A 20,065-nucleotide genomic window follows, 5' to 3' on the forward strand; every position below is an offset into this window, starting at 1 on the left:
CAGTTGGAATTAAAAGTGATTTAGACAAGGCATTGATTGCAAATAATGGTTGCTCCCTTGTTAAAATCAATAACGCAGTATAAATCGCTTTTAAACCAACCCGTAAGACGTTTCACTGAAACTAACTCCCTATGTTGTTATTTTTTAAAAGAGAATACCCTTATTGTAAAGTAACACCTTGATACTCAGTCCCTATGGAATGCTCAATTCTACGTCTTGAAGTGACTTGGGTATAATAGTGTTTGCCGTATTGCAGCTAATGTGGAACAATCATTAAAAATCGACTTACAAATGAGGCACTAAGGTGATTGATGCCGAAGGTTTTCGTGCCAATGTCGGAATTGTAATTTGCAATAATCAAGGACAAGTCTTTTGGGCTCGACGTTATGGTCAACATTCTTGGCAATTTCCGCAAGGAGGTGTCGACAGTGGTGAAACGCCAGAGCAGACCATGTTCCGTGAATTACACGAAGAAGTCGGCTTGCGTCCGGAAGATGTAGAAATTGTCGCAAGTTCAAAACATTGGTTACGTTATAAATTACCCAAGCGTTTGATACGCCGCGACTCAAGTCCGGTGTGTATTGGGCAAAAACAAAAATGGTTCTTACTGAAACTTCGCTGTAAAGACGAAGATGTAGACTTACTTAAAACACATCACCCTGAGTTTGATGATTGGCGCTGGGTGAGTTATTGGTACCCAGTTAGGCAAGTGGTGTCTTTTAAACGGGATGTTTATAGGCGAGTAATGAAAGAGTTTGCTCCATTTGCAATGCCATTTAACAAGCGTGAACAAACCAAAGACACGTGGCGTCATAAAAGGTAAAAATATAAAGGAGCAGTATTATGCTGGCTACACTCAGAGCTATTGCCGAATCTGTCTCGCATCAAGCGAGTTTAGAGAGTGCATTAGCATGTTTTGTCGAAATGGTGAAAGATGCCATGAATACCCAGTGCTGCTCCATTTATTTTGCTGATTACAGTCAAGATAACTTTGTACTAATGGCTACTCGTGGGCTCAATCCCAAAGCTGTTGGTAAGTTTAGAATTGGCTTCACAGAAGGTTTAGTTGGCCTAGTTGCGCAACGTGAAGAGCCTATTAATATTGCATTTGCTAAATCGCATCCTCGCTTTAAGCTCTCCCCAGAAGTAAACGAAGAAGGTTATAACGCATTTTTATCAGTGCCTGTTGTACACCAAAAAAAAGTGTTGGGCGTTATCGTGGTGCAGCAAAAAAGTGCGCGGTTATTTAGCCAAGATGAAGAATCGTTTTTAATAACTTTATCAGCTCAGCTAGCATCACAATTAGCGCATGCTGAAATTAAAGAAGTACTGCGACAAGATGAATTTTCTCACCAAACGTCGGTATTGAAAGGGGTCTCAGGCGCACCTGGGATTGCTATAGGGCATGCATTTGTTACTTTACCAAAGCTAGACTTTAAATCGATAGAAGTAAAAAAAGACGATAACAGCACAGAGCAACGTCGTTTATTTACCCAAGCGGTTGCGGCAACACGAAAAGAGTTTAATACGCTATCAATGACTTTAAGTGATTCAATTCCTAAAGAAGCACTGGCGGTATTTGATGTTTACCAGCAGTTACTTGATGCAAAAAGCTTAGGGCAAAATGTTGAAGCACAACTGCAAGAAGGTTGGTGTGCTAAAAGTGCGTTAAAAATCGTAATAGAACGACTAATAGCTCAATTTAATGCCATGCAAGACCCTTATATAAAAGAGCGAGCAGTTGACGTTAAAGATATTGGTTTACGGGTTTTACATCATTTAGTTAATACTGAGCATGCAGTAAAAAATTACCCTAAAAATACGGTGTTGATCGCAAACACACTTACGCCAGCAATGCTTGCTGAAGTTCCTAAAGGGCATTTAGCTGGGGTTGTCAGTGTTAATGGCGCAGCCAATAGCCATGCGTCAATTTTAACACGCGCAATGGGGATCCCAGCAATTTGGGGGATTGAAGATTTACCGCTGTTGCAGTTTGACGGCAAGTTGATGATTCTAGATGCTTACGCTGGGCGTTTATATATTTCTCCTTCGCAAATGCTGCAAGATGAATATCGCCAATTAAAGCACCAAGAAAATTTATTAAATGATAAGTTTGTAGCGGAACAAGAATGTGACGCGATCACTTTAGACGGCGAGCACATCAGTCTATTGCTTAATGCAGGGCTTGATCTTAATACCGAAAAAGCAAATACCAAAGTATGTGATGGTGTCGGGTTATATCGAACCGAGGCATGGTTTATGCAAAAAGGCCAGTTTCCATCACAAACGGAACAAGAAAACTGGTATAGAGAAGTGCTCGCCAGTTATCACCCTGAGCCAGTGGTCATGCGTACGCTTGATATAGGCGGTGACAAAGTACTCGATTACTTTGATATCATAGAAGAAAACCCATTTTTAGGCTGGCGGGGAATACGCGTAACGCTCGATCACCCAGAGCTATTTTTAGATCAACTCAAAGCGATGATCAAAGCCAATATAGGCTTAGGTAATTTAAAGATCATGCTGCCAATGATAAGCGGTATTGAAGAGGTAGATGAGTCTTTTGCATTGCTTGAGCAAGCTTACTTTGAGCTGGAAGAGCAGTTTCCAGAACACGTTATTGAACGCCCAGAAATAGGCCTAATGCTAGAAGTTCCCTCCAGTGTTTTTATGTTGCCCGAGTGGTCTAAAAAAGTAGATTTTTGTTCAGTAGGCAGTAATGATTTAACGCAATATTTACTCGCAGTCGATCGTTCTAATGCACGTGTGGCAGAGCTATTTAATCCTTATCACCCCGCCGTTTTAAGAGTGCTACAAAAAGTGGCGACAGAATGCCAACAATACGAACTCCCATTTAGTTTGTGTGGTGAATTAGGTGGTGAACCTGAGGGGGCAATCCTACTGATTGCAATGGGTTATCGTCGTTTAAGTATGAATAGCTCCTCATTGAGTAAAGTGAAGTGGGTTTTAAGGCGTTTAAAGGTAAGTGATATGGAAATATTACTTGCTGAATGTTTAGCGCAATCAACAGCTAAACAGGTACTAAGGCTAACACGCAGCTTTATGATTGAGCATAATCTGGCTGAATTATTTTATACCCCTAAAAACCGTTAATATCCCGTGTCATTTTTTGCTGTGAACATGCAATATAATCTATTAGTATATGTATATAACAAATTTATATTTAAGAGTGTACTATGCAGGATTTAGCCATACTGATTATCAGCTGTGCAATATTAGGTAGTATTGTAGGGTTTTTAGCTGGGTTGCTCGGAATTGGTGGCGGGTTAATCATTGTGCCTGTTTTAAGCCTTTTACTTGTTAAATTTAATGTGGCATCGGTTGATCATGTGTTAGTAATCGCAATCGCGACATCCTTAGCCTCTATTTTATTTACTTCGACATCTTCCGCATTAGCGCATCATAAAAATAATAATGTTCCGTGGAATATTGCACCTTGGGTTATGTCAGGTGTAGGGCTTGGCGCATTGATCAGTGGTTTTGCCGCAAGCTATATCCCAGAGCAACTATTGCGCGTAGTGTTTGCAACCAGCGTGGTATTTATAGCAGCACGTATGGTGCTATCTACTCGTAGTAAAACACAGAGTGAAAAGCCCATGCCAAGCGGTCCTGTTATTGGCTCGTTAAGTGCCATAATGGGCGGACTATCAGGATTAATAGGGATTGGCGGAGGAGCACTTATTGTTCCGTTACTTAATTATTTTTCCGTTGATATTAAAAAAGCAATTGGCTGCGCCGCCGCGTGTGGTATCGTCATAGCCCTATTTGGCTCAGTTGGGTATGTGTCTGCTGGGTGGCAAGTAACCGATTTAGAACATGGTTTTGCAGGTTTTGTTTATTTACCCGCATTATTAGGTATAGTTATTACGTCGTGGTTTATGGCACCAATTGGTGCAAAAGCGACACATTATTTACCCGTTGCAACGATTAAAAAAGCGTTCGCAGTATTATTAGTCATCATCGCACTTCAAATGGTTTTTAGTTAAGGTTTAATTTTTATGGCTCTTGAGTTTCCACAAATCGATCCGATCATTTTCACAGTCGGCCCGTTAAGCGTACGTTGGTACGGTTTAATGTATTTAATAGGTTTTGCTTTTGCAATGTGGTGGGCAAATCGCCAAGCTGCAAAACCAAACTCAGGTTGGACAAAAGAGGAGGTCGGCGATCTACTTTTTTATGGCATGTTAGGGGTTATTCTTGGTGGTCGGATCGGGTATGTACTGTTTTACCAGTTTAGCTACTTTTTAGAAAACCCACTGTATTTATTTAGAATAGATCAGGGTGGCATGTCTTTTCATGGCGGTACACTAGGTGTGATCACCGCGATTTGTATTTTTGCTTGGAGCCGTAAAAAGCAGTTGCTAGAAGTGGGTGACTTTGTAGCGCCCTTAGTTCCTGTAGGCTTATTAGCTGGGCGCATAGGTAACTTTATTAATGGCGAACTCTGGGGACGAACAACCGATGTGCCATGGGCTATGGTGTTTCCAACAGGTGGGCCACTTGCTCGTCATCCATCGCAGCTTTATGAAGCATTTTTTGAAGGCTTAGTACTGTTTATTATCCTTTACCTATTTACTAAAAAGTCGCGCCCTGCGGGCAGTGTAGGAGGCTTATTTTTATTAGGTTACGGCGTATTCCGCTTTGGTATTGAATACTTTAGAGAGCCTGATGCGCACTTAGGTTTATTTGGTGGGTTTATCTCAATGGGGCAAATATTGTCATTGCCAATGGTCATCGGTGGCCTAGGTTTGATAATATGGGCGTATAAAAAGCCACAGCCAACTGTTGCTAGCAAAGCTTAGGGTCTTTGTGGATTAAAATTTGTTCAAGCTCGGGGCGGTTTAATCGCGACGCGAGGTTTGGAATCGAGTGAGCTAAGTTAAAACCGAGCAAAGCTTGTGCGTCCTGCCCACGCCCCTTACCTACATCTATGTAGGCAACAAAGAGTAAATCGGCCCGAGGCAGACCCAAAGGGCAGCGCCTGTTTGCATTGATGCTGCGTTATTACCTATTTATGGGGAATAACCACACGACATAGGCGCTGCCTTGCTTAAATACCAAACAGGCTGCTGAAAATTCAACCTTGAAAGGTCAACAGACCCTAATAAAAGAAGCGAAGAATGAAACAATATTTAGAGTTATGTCAGCGTATTGTTGACGAAGGTGTGTGGGTTGAAAATAAGCGCACAGGTACACGCTGTTTAACTGTGATTAATGCTGAACTTGAATACGACGTTGCGAATAATAAATTTCCAATGATCACAACGCGTAAAAGCTACTATAAAGCAGCAATAGCAGAGCTTTTAGGTTATTTACGTGGATATAGCAGTGCCGCTCAGTTTCGTGATATTGGGTGTATGACATGGGATGCCAATGCCAATGACAACCAAGCATGGCTAAACAATCCAAATCGCAAAGGTGATGACGACATGGGCCGCGTTTATGGCGTACAGGCCCGAGATTGGAAACGCCCTGACGGTACGCCACTGGATCAGCTTAAAAAAGTGATTGATAACCTTAAAAATGGCATTGATGATAGAGGTGAGATCGTTACCTTTTTCAACCCTGGTGAGTTTGATTTAGGCTGCCTTCGCCCATGTATGCACACGCATACATTCTCGTTGCTGGGTGATACCTTGTATTTAACCTCGTATCAGCGTAGCTGCGATGTACCACTTGGCCTAAACTTTAATCAAATACAATGTTTTGTATTACTCGCTTTAGTTGCACAAATTACTGGCCACAAAGCAGGTAAGGCCTATCATAAAATTGTTAATGCACACATTTATGAAAATCAACTCGAGTTGATGCGTGATGTGCAGCTTAAACGTGAACCGTTTGAATCACCCACATTAACTATTAACCCTGATATTAAATCACTTGAAGACATAGAAACATGGGTTACCCGTGATGACTTTGAAGTGCATGGCTACCAATGCCATGACGCAATTAAATACCCGTTTTCGGTTTAAACGACAAGCGAGTAGTTATTTATAAAAAGTGTCATTGGCACTTTTTATAAATCATCAGTTACATTATAAGCATCCTTTCCTTAACTAAAAATAACCTAATACCAATCGTGTTAAGTTACTGACCATTTATAACGCAGTTAGCGCTTGATTTAACTCGCTAGAATGGTTAAATATTTAAATCGATTGGTATAAATTATAAGTAATAAGCCTATTGTCGGTTTGAGAGTATAAAGCACTTTTGTATTCTTAAACTAATGTGATAAAAAGTTGCCAAGTCATTATTTTTATTGAATATTGCTCATGTTAACGAGCTGGGTAGTGTAACAGCGGTGTTTAAAATTCATTATTAAGCGCTAAATTGAGTTACTAACTTAATCCTATTTCTGGCTGACTATGCCAACTTCCCTCTATTGTTACGTTTTAAGCTTGTTTTTGCTGATAAATGGATGCGTCATAGCAACTTTATTATTATGTTCTTTTTTATCTGATAGTGATAATTGCTGTTTTTGCACCTCACGTATGGTTATTAACATTTCACTAATGTAAATTAGTGAAAAGGTATTGAAATACCTGTAATTAAAATTTTTAGCTGTTAAAAGGAGTAAACGCTTAGCAAAAAACCATGCAATTGAATGTCATGGAAATTGTATGTTCAACATACAGGAACTTTTATGCACAATACAACTCATTGCTTTTCTTTTATCGGCCTTTTATGGGTTGGTTTATCAATATCAAGCTGTCATTATCAGCCCAAAAAAAACACTGATAACACTCAACCAAAAATAAGTGCACCAACGAAGGTAATTCCAAAATTTAGTCGCAGTTATGCATCTTTTACTGAAATGAGTAATTTATCTTATTTATATATTCCAACAGATAGCGCTGAATATATACATAAAAATAAGGTCTTGGATGCTTTAATAGGGCCAGCGGCCTTAATGCTAGAAAAAAAAGAGCTTTTTGTACAAAAGCCAATCCAATGGCGATTTTCACTGCAAATCGCATCGGTTAATAAAAAATCTAACTTAATGACCACTTTAGCGTCGTTAAAAAGTAAAGCGCCAAACTTGTTTCAAGGCAGTGTAATTGCCAATGTTGAAACCGCGCTGGTTAAAAATACGAATGTCTATAGGCTTAAGTTTGGAGCCTACAAATACTATAAAAATGCACTCGCGGATTGCCAAACTTTTAAGCACTATCAAGTTGATTGCCTAGTTAGTAACTATACAAATAAACCCTTTGATTATCAGAGTAAATAAGAAACGGTCTAGCCTTTATATAAATAGGCATAATAATTGCTTTGTATTTGTTATGTTTATAGAGGATGGCAATTATGCGCCTTTTATTATGTTTTTTATTGCTGAGCTTAACGGCCTGCAGCTTAACGCCAGAGAAGCCGCCAGCTCGTAGTACAGTAGCACCCAAGTCAGCAATGGCGCCGTTTACTGTTCATCAATATGTTGGTGATTTGAGCGCACAGCTAAGCCATATCAAAGGGCCTTTTAAAAGCTCTGCACGTATTGCGGTGACTAGCTTTTACTTTGCCGATGGGCTTGATTCAGAGCTTGCGCAAGGGCAGGGGGATGGCCTTAGCCAGCAAATACAAGAAAGCCTACTAACGCAATTTACGCAACTAGGCTACAACATCATTGAGTATCGCCTTGAGAATAACCTTAACTTATCGCCCATAGCAGATGGTATGTTAAGTCGCGATATAACCAAACTACGTAAACGTCAGAATATTGACTTTGTGATCACCGGCACGCTAACACGGCAACAACATGCCTATATTGTTAATGCCCGCATGGTCAATACACATGACAGCGCCGTTGTATCAGCAGCAAGTACCGAGATCCCTATTAACGTAATGTGGGGAGATGAAAAAATTCAGCAGCGCGATGGGTTTATCTATCGCAGCGAATACTAATTAGGAGCCCATCATGAAACGCTTAATATTAACTTTATGCTTGCCGCTGGGTTTTGGTTGTTCGCACATAATGAATGACAACGACACCACTGCAAAAAAAGGCCCCCCTCAATTAGCTAATCAAGAGCGCGGCGTTGCAGCGCCCGGCGATAGCAGTGCCTTGTATCAAAACACAGCCGTTATGAACGACAACAGCCATATCAATGTACCAACACGTAAGAACATTAATCATTACGTGCGCGGTATAATGCAAGACATGGCTGAAAACCTACAATACGTGAACACCAAAACACCGTTGGCAGTATCCAGCTTTATATTTTTAGATGACGATTACAACGACGGCACATTACTAGGCAATCAGATTGCCGAAAGCTTTATGCACGAACTGCATAACTTTGGCGTGCCAGTTATTGACTTTAAAACCACCGACTATATGCGTGTTACTCCCAATGGCGACTTTGTATTTAGCCGTGATTACTTAGAGCTAAGCCAAGATCAAAACTTTAATTATGTATTAGCTGGCACCATGGTAAATCACCAAGGTGGAGTATTAATTAATGCGCGTATTATTGGTTTAACAAGCAAAGCAGTTGTAGGCTCAGCCCAAGGATTTATTCCGCAATCAGTCGTGGACGCACTCGATAGTAGCTACCGCACAGATGGTGTCATGCTAAAACAAGTGAATAAGTGAGGTTATAATGACAACACTCATCAAGCGTATAGCGTTTATTAGCACAAGTGTAGCAACACTATTACTTGCAGGCTGTAACCTGTTTGACGGCTCAGCCAAAGCGCAGCCGACACAAAACGACCACTTAGATCAACGGATCAGTCAAGCAGAGGAGAAAGAGGGCGAAGCGTACCAAGACTCAACGCAATTCACACCTCTTAAACACCATAAAACCTTGGTGAACTATGTAGAACAAATAGCCCTTGATTTGGTTGATACCATGCTCACTGATGAAGATATTTCAATCGGGGTCGCGTCGTTTGTAGATTTAGATGCACATTTAAACAACAGCAGCCAATTAGGCAACCAGTTGTCAGAGAGCTTTATTCACCAATTACAAAAATTTGGTTACGGTGTGGTGGACTTTAAAACCACTGACCATGTTTTAGTAAACAAACGTGGCGATTTTGTTTTTTCACGCGATATTGAAAAGCTAGCCCGCAGACACCTTGCCAGCCATGTACTGTCAGGAACATTAATCTACCGTGGTAACGGCGTTGAAGTAAACACCCGCATAATCGACGTAAACAGCAAGCGCGTGGTTGCCAGCAGCCAAAAAATTCTACCTTATTTTGTATTAAGTAACGCAGATATAAACCTGCAACGAGCAAGTGTTAACTAACTTAATTAAAGAATCAATTTAACTGCTTGATTGTAAATGGGATAAACCGTTATAATTTCTTATCAGCTATCAGCTATCAGCTATCAGCAGCGCAAAGCTAGAATGTGGCCTCTTAGTTAAATGGATATAACGGCCCCCTCCTAAGGGGCAGTTGCAGGTTCGATTCCTGCAGGGGCTACCAATTAAATCAATGAGTTATGCCTGCCTCATGTTGTGGAGCTTATTTTTTATAGTACATTTATAGCAATCTAAATTGAATTATTATAATTTTAGAGAGGCTATTTATACCTTCTTAATACCCCGATAATTTTGTATCGTGATTTAATTTATAAGCATCTAATAAATGCAAAAGTAGCTGGTTGAGTTCATCTGCATAGATGTAAAGTTAATAGTTTTTCTACTTGAAGTCTTATTTAGCTTATTGGAAATTTATAAGCCTTTGATGCATAATTGTTTACCAATACCGTAATTGTCTGTTGTGGTATTTTTTAATGGATATGAGGATAATAACCGAGGATTGGTAATTCGAATGAACAATAGTGTATTCAAATTATGAAAGTAGTTATCTTATCAGGTGCAGGACTTTCTGTTCCTTCGGGTTTACCCTTATACGGAATAAAACAGAATAAAACAGGACAGGCACAATTTTTTTTGCAAAAACCATAGTATCAACTACTGTTATTACATACAGTTCAACTAAGGTTGATATTTTATGACTCGCGCAAGAAAAAAGCTGATTGATTTAGCATCGACATCTTATTATCACTTAATCTCACGATGCGTGAGACGTGCATTCTTGTGTGGTGATGATAAATACACAGGTAAAAACTTTGATCACCGTAGGGCGTGGTTGGTAGAGCGAATTAAGTTATTAAGTAGCGTGTTCGCTATTGAGATTGCCGCCTACGCGATTATGAGCAATCACTACCACCTTGTTGTGAACGTCAATAGACGTCAAGCACTTGATTGGTCAGATGATGAAGTAATTGAACGCTGGTATCAACTTTATAACGGCCATGTTTTAGTCGACCGCCATTTAAATGGTGAGCAGTTAGATAAGCCGAGTTTGCTCTTTTTCAATGAGATCATCGCTAAATGGCGCGCAAGGCTTTATGACATCAGCTGGTATATGAAAAACCTCAATGAGTACATTGCCCGCGAAGCCAATAAAGAAGATAACTGCACGGGCAAGTACTGGGAAGGGCGCTATAAGTCACAGGCATTATTAAGTGAAACCGCAGTACTCAGTTGCATGGCCTACGTTGATTTGAATCCTATCAGAGCAAACATAGCCGATACGCTTGAAGACAGTGATTTTACCTCAATTCAAGAGCGTATAGCACATTTCAAAGCCTTTACCACAGACACGGTCAAATCAAATAACCCCCTCAAACAAAAAGATACTGTTCAACATGAAAGTCAACCAGCGCAGTTAAAGCCATTTGGTGGTAATCATATTAAAGGCACGATCCCCTTTGCCTTACTGGATTACATTGAATTAGTCGACTGGAGTGGCCGCCAGATAGATCCAAAGAAAAAAGGGCATATCAACAAAAGCATTCCAAAAGTGCTCCTAACGTTGAATATAGAAGAACCGCAATGGCTTGAATCCATTCAACGTTTCAGGCAGCAGTACTCAAATTTTGCAGGCAGCAAACAACGGTTAAAGCAGCAAGCCGCCAGCAACGATGTAAAATGGTACAAAGGCGCAGGCTGAACAGTTGCATCTTTATTGGTTTGTTTAAAAAACACCTTATTAAACAAAGTGATGATCTAGCTTTGCCTATATTTACCCAAAATTCCTTCAAATCAACTCAATTCTAAGTTCTGTAACTAATAGTGTGGAAAAAAGAATGATTCGGTTACCCTCGACAGGAGAGCTGCTAAATTTTGTCCTTTTTACTTACTACTTCTTTCTTGGCTACTATCAACATGGAAAGCTAGACCGCAAGATATATTACGAAAAAGTGGTATGAGTGGGTAACTTATAACAAACGCATCAAACCTGACTCCGAGCAAGAATCATAAACAACGTTGACACCCATCGTAAAGTTATTGAACCAAAATAGGAACTCAGCTATGGTTGAACCATTAATAAAAATATATTAAATACGAGTTATTCTACAGGCTTGTTTGGCATACAAGGAGAGTTCAGTGAAAAAATTAACTTTAGTATTTATATCCCTTATTTTATCTTTTTCAAGTTTTGCAAATGACAAGTTCACGGCAGATCAATTAATCGAGAAAGCAAAGGCATTTGTATCAGCCAAAAATGCTCGCCAACAACCAAATACAACCACTAAAGAAATAGATCATTATATATCGCTATTATCTGATAACTTCATCGATGAACATGTTAAATTCAAGTTCACGTATACTGATAAATCGAAACTCCGTTCAGATATGGTTGGTAAACTAAAAGATGAAGTTATAAATAGCAATATTGAGATAAACGAAATTATGGTAGGGGCTAATGTTGTTTTTATAAAAATGACTGAAAGGGGGAAAGTTAAGCCTGCGCATTTAGATAAAACCATTGAATATAGTAAAACTAATATTGTTTCATTAGAGTTTAACGAATCAGGTTTAGTAAAGCATATCCGCCGACACCACGGTTAATGTGTGCCTAAAAAGAAACAACGTTGATGACACTCATCCTAATGTTTAACAGGGCGCTGTATACGAGAAGGTAAGCGTGGGTATATTGAAAGTACACACTTACTCTTATTAGAAAGAGTAAATATCTCCCCAGAAAACTGGTTAAAACTGACCACGCAATTTACGCGTGCGTATTTCATGGCGCAGTAGGCAGGCCAACATCACACACCAGCTATAGCGAAAACTTAAGTAGAAAACGGCGCAGTAACCTTAGCAACTGCGAAAAGCTACTGGCGTAATTTTTAGCATAATTAAAACGTCGACTATTGCCTTAAGGCAAAAAATTTTATGTCTGTAATTTAGGGGGCTGCGCTTATGAACTGAGCTAAGGAGGGCGAAATCGTGATTATGTTGGAAATGTACACTTACTGCTGATTTCAATCGATGCGCTTGCTTTTTTGCTTTCGGTAAATAATTAAGATGGGTGTCAAATTAAATTCATCATCAAATTAAATTCATCAGCCTCAGGTGTTTGCTTACTACATATTCACTGTAGTAGAGCGGGAGGACAATATATTCCTTTTCCAGTGATGATGAGCCTTGCGTGCCTGTGAGTTTAATTGTTTTGATTGGCTGGCATTTATTTATGTACGATTGCAGTGATTTTGCTTTGGTGCGTTTACCACTTTTTACTTCGATAGGCAGTATGTTGCCTTCGTCATCAGAGAGCACAAATTCGATCTCCGCTCTTGCATCACCCCATGAATATGTTGGGTCAATGCCTTGTGCAGCAAGTTCCTGTTGTACAAAGTTTTCGGCCACAAAGCCTTTGTATTCATAGCCTTGTTGTTTTATTTCTTTATACCCAATGTTTAGCATATGATTTAATAAGCCCACATCAAAAAGAAATAATTTAACGATGTTGTCTTTTTTATATGCTGCTAATGGGCTTTTAGGTGTGCTATCAATAGGGTGGTTTTTGAGTATCAAGCGGCACTTGTTTAACCAAGAAATAGCGCTTTCAAAATCACCATAGCGAGATTTTTTATCGTGCACTCCTTTAAATTTAAAGCGATTAACCGATTCATCCATAACTGAAGATAACTGTGCTGGAACATTGTTAAATACAGCTTCGATTAAACCTGCATCTACTTTTCCTGAGTATTTTCCGAAGTCTCGTTGATACCCCAGTACTAAATTTTTATGAATATCTGTTACAGCTTGAACGCGGTCAATGATACTGTGAGCAGATAAATCAAACCATGTATTTACAGCTTCTGGCATACCACCAGTAAAGTAATAATCAGTGAGTTTTGAAAATAATTTACTATGTGCTGCACTTGAGTTTGTTTGCGCTGCAAATGCCTTAATTAGAGCGGTTTCTTTTGAGGCGATCAGGAATTCACGAAATGTGAGAGGGCGTAGATTATGCTGTTCCACCTTACCAACCGGGAAGGAGTTTAATAAACCGATATTAGAACCACTGGCAGCAATGTGCATATGCGGCGCTTGTTCAGCAAAGTATTTGAGGGATGTGACTGCTTTAGGGCATTCGCCTATTTCATCAAGGATCAGTAGATCTGTATTAGGGTCAAACGTTTTTCCTGTAAGTAGCTCAATATTAGATAGTACGTCATCGGGCGATAACGAATCAGCGAATGCTTCGCTCATTTGTGGGGATTCTAAAAAATCGATTCGAATCACGTTTGCAAAGGTACTGCCTAATAGAGTTTGTAATAAATAAGTTTTACCTGTTTGGCGAGCGCCATCAATTAATAATGGTTTTCGTGTAGGTTTAGATTTCCAACCTAATAACTTTTCTAAAATTAATCGTTGCATGGCAGGTCTCGCATTACTCATTAGATGATTAATTACACTTTATTGCGCGAACAAATGCAAGTTTTTACACTTTTATGCGCGAATAAATGATGTTTCCCCACGTTTTTATGCGCGAATAAATGTGGTTGTGTTGTATGAATTAAATTTACTGCCATTTTAAACGGTGATGTTTTACCTTGTTGTACAGTCGCTTTTAAGGGATCGCGAAGATATTAAATAAAAATGACACTCATCATAAAGTTTGTATTTTCATATTTTTACTAATGTTTAATTTGTGTGAAAAATATATAGGGTGATGCATGGCAACACAGCAGCTATAGCGAAAACTTACACATAAACTGCGCAGCAACCTTAGCAACTGCGAACTTAAATTGAAAAGTTTATTTTGTTGGACTTTTATTAATTGTTTTAAATAGTACAAAGGAGGCCTAGGCCTCCTTTAGTAACCTACCCCCTAATTCCCCGGGCCACATTCCATACATTGGTTGATAATGTCTGGGCCAAATTTAAGTTTGGCATTTAAATCACGCAGGGCGGTACGTAGGCCTTCTTCAATTACTGGGTGATAAAATGGCATGTCGAGCATTTGCGGCACGGTCATTTTGTTTTGTACAGCCCATGCCAGTAAGTGGGCGATATGCTCGGCTTGTGGACCGATAAACTCAGCACCTAAAAACAAGCCAGTGCCTTGCTCTGCGTATAAACGCATGTGGCCTTTGTTTTTCAGCATTACGCGGCTTCGGCCTTGGTTTTCAAAGCTGACTTCACCAATTTCAAAACAACCGCACTCACCAAAGCGGGCGGTTATTTGCTTGTAGCTTTCACCCACCATGGCAATTTGTGGGTCGCTAAATACTGCGGCAATAGGTGCACGGCGCAGGCCGGATTGTACATTAGGGAATCGTCCTGCATTTTGCCCTGCGATAGTACCTTGATCGCTGGCTTCATGTAATAGAGGGATCATGTTACTGGCATCCCCTGCGATAAATATGTTTGAATCGCCACATTGCATGGTGTATTTATTGGCAAGCGGCACGCCGCGTTCATCAAGCTCAATACCTGTGTTTTCAAGGCCTAGTTTATCGGTATTTGGCACGCGACCTGTGGCTGCTAGCACATAATCAAATTGCTCTGTTTGTTTTTCACCGTTTTTGTCTACATAGGTAAGTTGTGCTTTATCACCAACGTGTTTCATATCAGAGACATTGGAATCGGTATCAACATAAAACTCTTCCGCGAATACGGTATTTGCGTAATCTTTAATAACTGGATCAGTCACTGGGCCAATCGCGCCACCTACACCAAATAGTTTAACGTTAACGCCTAAACGGTGCAAAGCTTGCCCTATTTCAAGGCCAATAACGCCGGGGCCAAATACGGCAACTGATTCCGGTAGATCCTGCCAATCGAACACGTCGTCGTTAATAATGAGTCTGTCGCCAAAGTTATTAAATACGCCTGGGTATGCAGGTCGCGAACCGGTGGCAATAACAAAACGTTTGGCTGTAATAATTGTGTGGTCGTCAATTTGCACACGATTTGTATCTAAAAACTTAGCATAACCACGAATTTTATCATCAGCGGGTATTTCATCTACGGCTTCTACTACAAATCCTGCAAAACGGTCACGTTCGCTGCGCACTCGTGCCATAACTTCTTTACCGTTAATCGTAGGCTTTGAGCTATGCACACCAAACGCAGGTGCCGCTTCAATAGCGTGTGCGGCTTCTGCTGCGGCAATTAATAACTTACTCGGCATACAACCAACACGCGCACAGGTTGTACCGTATGGGCCTGCTTCAATCATTAATACGTTAGCTGTGTGTTGTTTTGCGTTGCGGTATGCGCTTAAGCCTGCGGTGCCAGCACCAATTACAACAACGTCGGTTTGCAGTTCTTTCATAGTGGTATCCTGTTTGCGAATATTTGGCAAAAAAAAGGGGCTGTTAGCCCCTAATATTAATTATGCGAGGGGTGTTAAATATTAAGCAAAATATTTTTCTAAATCGTCAGAGCCACCAATGTGCTTTCCGCCGATAAATACTTGTGGCACAGTTTCACGGCCAGAGATTGCTTTAAGGCTCGTTAGTGATGCGCCTGCACCCATAATGATCTCTTCATACACAAGACCTTTCTCAGTCAATAATGCTTTCGCTTTTTTACAAAATGGGCAGCCAGGTTTAGTAAATAAGCTTACTGCTTGAGGCTTAACTTGCTCTGGGTTGATGTACTCAAGCATTGTGTCTGCGTCTGATACTTCAAACGGGTCACCTGGTAAATCTGGTTCGATAAACATTTTGTCAATCACGCCATCTTTAACCAGCATTGAATAGCGCCAGCTACGTTTGCCAAAACCTATCTCGCTTTTATCAACTAACATGCCCATGCCGTCAGTGAATTCGCCGTTACCGTCAGGTAATACAGTGATGTTTTGTGCTTCTTGGTCAGCGGACCATGCGTTCATTACAAAGGTGTCGTTTACTGATAAACATACAATTTCATCTACGCCATTTTGTTTAAGCACACCCGCTAACTCGTTATAGCGTGGTAAGTGTGTAGATGAACACGTTGGTGTAAATGCACCCGGTAGTGAAAACACAACAACTGTTTTACCTTTAAAAATTTCATCAGTAGTCACTGATTTCCACTCGTCGTTTTGACGCGTTGCGAATGTAACTTGTGGGATTGTTTGACCTTCAATATTCTTTAACATGTTTTTTGTTCCTCTTGATTTGTTGATAGCCATTATGCGTGTAAATTAACAATAGTTCCAATCGTTTGTTTGTATTATAGTGATAGGTAATACCGATTAGTAGTGAGTTTGCAATGAATTTAAAAGACTTAGAATATGTAAAAGCAGTTGCGCACTTTAAGCATTTTCGTAAAGCAGCCGATGCCTGTTATGTCAGTCAACCCACCCTGAGTGGTCAAATAAAAAAATTAGAACACGAGCTAGGAGTCACACTATTTGACCGCTCTACCAAGCACGTTACTTTAACCACGCAGGGTGAACGTTTGTTAACGCAGATCAAAGTGATCTTAGAGCAAACCCAAATATTAAAAGAGCTAGCGGCCACCTCATCGGCGCCACTACAAGGTAAAGTAAGAATAGGCATTATTCCAACAATTGCACCGTATTTATTACCTACTTTACTCACATCGATGAAAGAAGCGTTTGCGCAGAGTCAATTTGCCTTTGTTGAAATGCAAACCGCCACATTATTAAATGCGCTTGATAACGGCGAACTCGACATCGCTATACTAGCAGATGTGCCTGAACTTAAACTTTATCATACGGTTAATTTATACAAAGAAGATTTTTTAGTGGCAATGTCTGAGCAAAATACATTAGCACAGCGCGATAAAATTGCCTTAGACGAACTACGCTCATGTAGCTTATTAATGCTTAGCGATGGGCACTGCTTTAAAGATCAAGCGCAGCAGTTTTGTTTTGCCGCAGGGGTCGATGTCTCAAATGAATATTTAGGGAACAGCCTTGAGACATTACTTGCGCTAGTAGCTATGGATGATGGTGTAACGTTTGTGCCAAAGCTGGCATGCGTTGAGCGCGCTGGCATTAGTTATTTACCGATATTTCCGCCTCAACAACGTAGCATTGTGCTTGCGAGTCGTAAACATTACCCCCATTTGGCTGGGGTAGATAAATTAGCTCTATGGCTCAGTGAACACCCAAGCCTTGGTCAACAATTGGTTAAGGCTCTACGTTAATACCCATTTTATTCAAACGTGATTATTCTAGTTTTTTGTTATGGTTTTTTATTTTTAGCCTAATTATTAAATACCTTTTTTGTTTGTTTATATAGGTTTTTTGAAACGGCTGGGTGATATTAATGTAAAGTTGTTTTTAAAGGCAGAGTTAAGCTCTGCTTTTTATTTTCATCATATGGAAGTGATTATAATAAAGCGAATATTCATATTTTCTCACCGTTAATCTCACTCCTTCCTCTTTTGAAAAAAACGTCACTTTTGGTAGTCACAGCAGCTTCAAGAGTAAATGCTATAGATTCTTTAATTGCACAATTGTCGCGCAGTCAGGTAAAAAGGTTGAGTCTAATTAGCGCTAAATAATTATTAAAATAGAAGGTTAATAGTGTGAAAAATTTAGTAATGACCATGAGTAGTGTAGTGCTGGCGTGTTTTTTGACATCGGGCTGTGATTTTTTATTTGATAAAGCGCATGGTTATCGCGGGCCTATTGTTGTGACGATTGAAACAGAAGATGGCTCAGTGCCAGAATTCCCTTTTTTGATAAAGTCGGCCTATTCAGAGTCGTGTGGCCACAGTAGTTGTGGTATTGAATTTGGTTATAAATATTTTAAAGCTGCCTATGCTAATGAGCCAGTCACCTTCCCACGCGAGCGTTTGGATTTATTACAGCCCAATGCCTATGCAACAATTCTTTTTAAGGTTACCCATCCTAATTATCACTACAATGTATTTACGCGAGGCTTTGCGCCCACCGATGCCGATGACCCCATCCATAGTACATTTACCGTTAAGCCGTTTGCTGAACAAATGAAAAAAGTAGCTGGCTGGGCCGAGCAGGGCAAAGTGATGATGCAGAACGCGGCACCAGATAGTAATGAGCATTTCAATGGAAAAATGCAGCTTTGGCAAGAGCGCTTTAATTTAGGAAAGACGATTAAAAGGCACATTACGGTGATCAAAACTTTTTACTTACCTCATTTTTCACCAAGTATGCAACAACGGGTGATTGAAAAGTATCAACCGATTTTTAGAGCCTGGTATTACGGTGTACCTGAAACGGATTGTTGGAGTATGGTTAAATGTAGAAAGCAAATTTTAAAACCAAGGAAGGCTGAGTATGAAGGACTATAAGCGTAAAACCGCACTGCAATTTTACTGTGTGCTACTGGCGTGTTTTTTGACATCAGGCTGTGATTTTTTATTTGATAAAGCGCATGGTTATCGTGGGCCTATTGTTGTGACGATTGAAACAGAAGATGGCTCAGTGCCAGAATTCCCTTTTTTGATAGAGTCTGTGTACACAGAGTCATGTGGTCATAGTAGTTGTGGCATAGACTCCGGTTATAGATACTTTAAAACTGCCTATGCTAACGAGCCAGTTACCTTCCCACGGGAGCGTGTGGATTTATTACAACCCAATGCCTATGCAACAATTCTTTTTAAGGTTACTCATCCTAATTATCACTACAATGTATTTACGCGAGGCTTTGGGCCCACCGATGCTGATGACCCGATTCATATCACGTTTACCGTTAAGCCGTTTGCTGAACAAATGAATAAAGTAGCTGGCTGGGCGACTGGCCCTAAACAAGACATGCAAAACTTTACACCTGATAGCAGGGAATATAAAAAAGCAGACATTAGGTATCGCCAAGCGCGCTTTAATTTAGGACAGACGATTAAAAGGCACATTACGGTGATCAAAACTTTTTACTTACCCCATTTTTCAAAACGTATGCAACAACGTGTGATTGAAAAGTATCAACCGATTTTTAGAGCCTGGTATTACGGTGTACCCGAAACAGATTGTTGGAACAAAATGACTTGCCAAGAACATATTTTAAAGCCAAGGGAAGCTGAGTATGAAGGATTATAAGCGTAAAACTGCACTGCAATTTTACTGTATGCTACTGGCGTGTTTTTTGACATCAGGCTGTGATTTTTTATTTGATAAAGTGCATGGTTATCGCGGGCCTATTGTTGTGACGATTGAAACAGAAGATGGCTCAGTGCCAGAATTTCCTTTTTTGATAAAGTCGGCCTATTCAGAGTCGTGTGGCCACAGTAGTTGTGGTATTGAATTTGGTTATAAATATTTTAAAGCTGCCTATGCTAATGAGCCAGTCACCTTCCCACGCGAGCGTTTGGATTTATTACAGCCCAATGCCTATGCATCGATTGAGTTTACGGTTACCCATCCTAATTATCACCAAGGCGGATTTCCGCGAGGCTTTGGGCCCACCGATGCTGATGACCCCATACATATCACGTTTACCGTTAAGCCGTTTGCTGAACAAATGAATAAAGTAGCTGGGTGGGCGACTGGCCCTAAACAAGACATGCAAAACTTTACACCTGAGAGCAGAGAATATAAAAAAGCAGACATTCGGTATCGCCAAGCGCGCTTTAATTTAGGAAATACGATCACAAGGCACATTACGGTGATAAAAACTTTTTACTTACCTCATTTTTCAAAACGTATGCAACAACGGGTTATTGAAAAGTATCAACCTATTTTTAGAGCCTGGTATTACGGCGTACCTGAAACGGATTGTTGGGATATGGTTGACTGTAGAAAGCAAATTTTAAAACCAAGGAAGGCTGAATATGAAGGACTATAAGCGTAA

18 protein-coding genes, 1 tRNA gene and 1 pseudogene are annotated in these 20,065 nt (G+C 40.1%); 17 read left to right on the plus strand and 3 right to left on the minus strand.

Features of this window, described 5'->3' with window-relative positions; genetic code table 11:
- The first annotated feature begins 304 nt into the window (after positions 1-304).
- The 13 genes and pseudogenes from rppH to ACJJVX_RS09150 all read left to right on the plus strand — a co-directional run.
- Positions 305-823: an RNA pyrophosphohydrolase gene (gene rppH, locus ACJJVX_RS09090; protein WP_054203393.1), complete on the plus strand. Its 519-nt coding sequence runs from the start codon at positions 305-307 to the stop codon at positions 821-823.
- Positions 824-843: 20 nt separating this feature from the next.
- Positions 844-3,114 carry a phosphoenolpyruvate--protein phosphotransferase gene (ptsP, locus tag ACJJVX_RS09095; protein ID WP_054203392.1) on the plus strand — a complete coding sequence of 757 codons (2,271 nt, stop codon included), beginning with the start codon at positions 844-846 and terminating at the stop codon, positions 3,112-3,114.
- An 83-nt stretch (positions 3,115-3,197) separates the two neighbouring features.
- On the plus strand, positions 3,198-4,007 hold the full coding sequence (locus tag ACJJVX_RS09100) for a sulfite exporter TauE/SafE family protein (RefSeq protein WP_170172993.1): 810 nt from the start codon (positions 3,198-3,200) through the stop codon (positions 4,005-4,007).
- A gap of 12 nt (positions 4,008-4,019) precedes the next feature.
- Complete coding sequence (gene lgt, locus ACJJVX_RS09105; RefSeq protein WP_054203390.1) at positions 4,020-4,823, plus strand: prolipoprotein diacylglyceryl transferase; 804 nt, start codon at positions 4,020-4,022, stop codon at positions 4,821-4,823.
- A gap of 318 nt (positions 4,824-5,141) precedes the next feature.
- The gene (locus ACJJVX_RS09110; RefSeq protein ID WP_054203389.1) at positions 5,142-5,993 is read left to right on the plus strand and encodes a thymidylate synthase; all 852 of its coding nucleotides are present in this window, start codon (positions 5,142-5,144) and stop codon (positions 5,991-5,993) included.
- A 671-nt stretch (positions 5,994-6,664) separates the two neighbouring features.
- Complete coding sequence (locus tag ACJJVX_RS09115; RefSeq protein ID WP_405631153.1) at positions 6,665-7,252, plus strand: SPOR domain-containing protein; 588 nt, start codon at positions 6,665-6,667, stop codon at positions 7,250-7,252.
- A 74-nt stretch (positions 7,253-7,326) separates the two neighbouring features.
- Complete coding sequence (locus ACJJVX_RS09120) at positions 7,327-7,920, plus strand: FlgO family outer membrane protein (protein WP_054203387.1); 594 nt, start codon at positions 7,327-7,329, stop codon at positions 7,918-7,920.
- 13 nt (positions 7,921-7,933) lie between these two features.
- Positions 7,934-8,611 (plus strand): FlgO family outer membrane protein, encoded by a 678-nt coding sequence (locus ACJJVX_RS09125; protein ID WP_064435327.1) that lies wholly within the window; start codon positions 7,934-7,936, stop codon positions 8,609-8,611.
- Between the two features lie 7 nt (positions 8,612-8,618).
- Positions 8,619-9,272, plus strand: a complete 654-nt coding sequence (locus ACJJVX_RS09130; RefSeq protein WP_405631156.1) for a FlgO family outer membrane protein — start codon at positions 8,619-8,621, stop codon at positions 9,270-9,272.
- 106 nt (positions 9,273-9,378) lie between these two features.
- Positions 9,379-9,453 (plus strand) — tRNA-Arg (locus ACJJVX_RS09135).
- Between the two features lie 531 nt (positions 9,454-9,984).
- Positions 9,985-10,989, plus strand: coding sequence for a transposase (locus ACJJVX_RS09140; protein WP_405631158.1), 1,005 nt, complete (start codon positions 9,985-9,987; stop codon positions 10,987-10,989).
- Between the two features lie 437 nt (positions 10,990-11,426).
- Entirely contained in the window at positions 11,427-11,891 is a 465-nt protein-coding gene (locus ACJJVX_RS09145) for a hypothetical protein (RefSeq protein ID WP_054453847.1), read from the plus strand.
- A gap of 45 nt (positions 11,892-11,936) precedes the next feature.
- Positions 11,937-12,169, plus strand: a pseudogene (locus ACJJVX_RS09150) (hypothetical protein); the annotation flags it as partial.
- A 205-nt stretch (positions 12,170-12,374) separates the two neighbouring features.
- Here ACJJVX_RS09150 and ACJJVX_RS09155 read toward each other — a convergent pair.
- The 3 genes from ACJJVX_RS09155 to ACJJVX_RS09165 all read right to left on the minus strand — a co-directional run bounded on the left by ACJJVX_RS09155 (position 12,375) and on the right by ACJJVX_RS09165 (position 16,422).
- Positions 12,375-13,709: an ATP-binding protein gene (locus ACJJVX_RS09155; protein ID WP_170173144.1), complete on the minus strand. Its 1,335-nt coding sequence runs from the start codon at positions 13,707-13,709 to the stop codon at positions 12,375-12,377.
- A gap of 454 nt (positions 13,710-14,163) precedes the next feature.
- Complete coding sequence (locus ACJJVX_RS09160; protein ID WP_054203379.1) at positions 14,164-15,612, minus strand: dihydrolipoyl dehydrogenase; 1,449 nt, start codon at positions 15,610-15,612, stop codon at positions 14,164-14,166.
- A gap of 81 nt (positions 15,613-15,693) precedes the next feature.
- The gene (locus ACJJVX_RS09165) at positions 15,694-16,422 is read right to left on the minus strand and encodes a glutathione peroxidase (protein WP_054203378.1); all 729 of its coding nucleotides are present in this window, start codon (positions 16,420-16,422) and stop codon (positions 15,694-15,696) included.
- Positions 16,423-16,535: 113 nt separating this feature from the next.
- Here ACJJVX_RS09165 and ACJJVX_RS09170 point away from each other — a divergent pair, with 113 nt between their 5' ends.
- The 4 genes from ACJJVX_RS09170 (at position 16,536) to ACJJVX_RS09185 (ending at position 20,059) form a co-directional block, all read left to right on the plus strand.
- Entirely contained in the window at positions 16,536-17,438 is a 903-nt protein-coding gene (locus tag ACJJVX_RS09170) for a LysR substrate-binding domain-containing protein (protein ID WP_054203377.1), read from the plus strand.
- Positions 17,439-17,822: 384 nt separating this feature from the next.
- Positions 17,823-18,569: a hypothetical protein gene (locus ACJJVX_RS09175; protein ID WP_405631161.1), complete on the plus strand. Its 747-nt coding sequence runs from the start codon at positions 17,823-17,825 to the stop codon at positions 18,567-18,569.
- On the plus strand, positions 18,556-19,314 hold the full coding sequence (locus ACJJVX_RS09180) for a hypothetical protein (RefSeq protein ID WP_405631163.1): 759 nt from the start codon (positions 18,556-18,558) through the stop codon (positions 19,312-19,314). Before ACJJVX_RS09175 ends, ACJJVX_RS09180 begins: the two co-directional genes overlap by 14 nt.
- A complete protein-coding gene (locus ACJJVX_RS09185) occupies positions 19,301-20,059 on the plus strand; it encodes a hypothetical protein (protein ID WP_405631165.1) in 759 nt (252 codons plus the stop codon). Before ACJJVX_RS09180 ends, ACJJVX_RS09185 begins: the two co-directional genes overlap by 14 nt.
- The last annotated feature ends 6 nt before the right edge of the window (positions 20,060-20,065 follow it).

This window comes from Pseudoalteromonas sp. Ld20 (assembly GCF_045064175.1).
Lineage (GTDB): Bacteria > Pseudomonadota > Gammaproteobacteria > Enterobacterales > Alteromonadaceae > Pseudoalteromonas > Pseudoalteromonas neustonica.

Coding starts and splice junctions, on each gene's coding strand:
- ACJJVX_RS09155 (WP_170173144.1), bottom strand. CDS start 13,709: ATGCAACGATTAATTTTAGAAAAGTTATTAGGTTGGAAATCTAAACCT.
- ACJJVX_RS09100 (WP_170172993.1), top strand. CDS start 3,198: ATGCAGGATTTAGCCATACTGATTATCAGCTGTGCAATATTAGGTAGT.
- ACJJVX_RS09125 (WP_064435327.1), top strand. CDS start 7,934: ATGAAACGCTTAATATTAACTTTATGCTTGCCGCTGGGTTTTGGTTGT.
- ACJJVX_RS09115 (WP_405631153.1), top strand. CDS start 6,665: ATGCACAATACAACTCATTGCTTTTCTTTTATCGGCCTTTTATGGGTT.
- ACJJVX_RS09160 (WP_054203379.1), bottom strand. CDS start 15,612: ATGAAAGAACTGCAAACCGACGTTGTTGTAATTGGTGCTGGCACCGCA.
- ACJJVX_RS09140 (WP_405631158.1), top strand. CDS start 9,985: ATGACTCGCGCAAGAAAAAAGCTGATTGATTTAGCATCGACATCTTAT.
- ACJJVX_RS09165 (WP_054203378.1), bottom strand. CDS start 16,422: ATGTTAAAGAATATTGAAGGTCAAACAATCCCACAAGTTACATTCGCA.
- ACJJVX_RS09120 (WP_054203387.1), top strand. CDS start 7,327: ATGCGCCTTTTATTATGTTTTTTATTGCTGAGCTTAACGGCCTGCAGC.
- ptsP (WP_054203392.1), top strand. CDS start 844: ATGCTGGCTACACTCAGAGCTATTGCCGAATCTGTCTCGCATCAAGCG.
- lgt (WP_054203390.1), top strand. CDS start 4,020: ATGGCTCTTGAGTTTCCACAAATCGATCCGATCATTTTCACAGTCGGC.
- ACJJVX_RS09185 (WP_405631165.1), top strand. CDS start 19,301: ATGAAGGATTATAAGCGTAAAACTGCACTGCAATTTTACTGTATGCTA.
- ACJJVX_RS09180 (WP_405631163.1), top strand. CDS start 18,556: ATGAAGGACTATAAGCGTAAAACCGCACTGCAATTTTACTGTGTGCTA.
- ACJJVX_RS09170 (WP_054203377.1), top strand. CDS start 16,536: ATGAATTTAAAAGACTTAGAATATGTAAAAGCAGTTGCGCACTTTAAG.
- ACJJVX_RS09130 (WP_405631156.1), top strand. CDS start 8,619: ATGACAACACTCATCAAGCGTATAGCGTTTATTAGCACAAGTGTAGCA.
- ACJJVX_RS09110 (WP_054203389.1), top strand. CDS start 5,142: ATGAAACAATATTTAGAGTTATGTCAGCGTATTGTTGACGAAGGTGTG.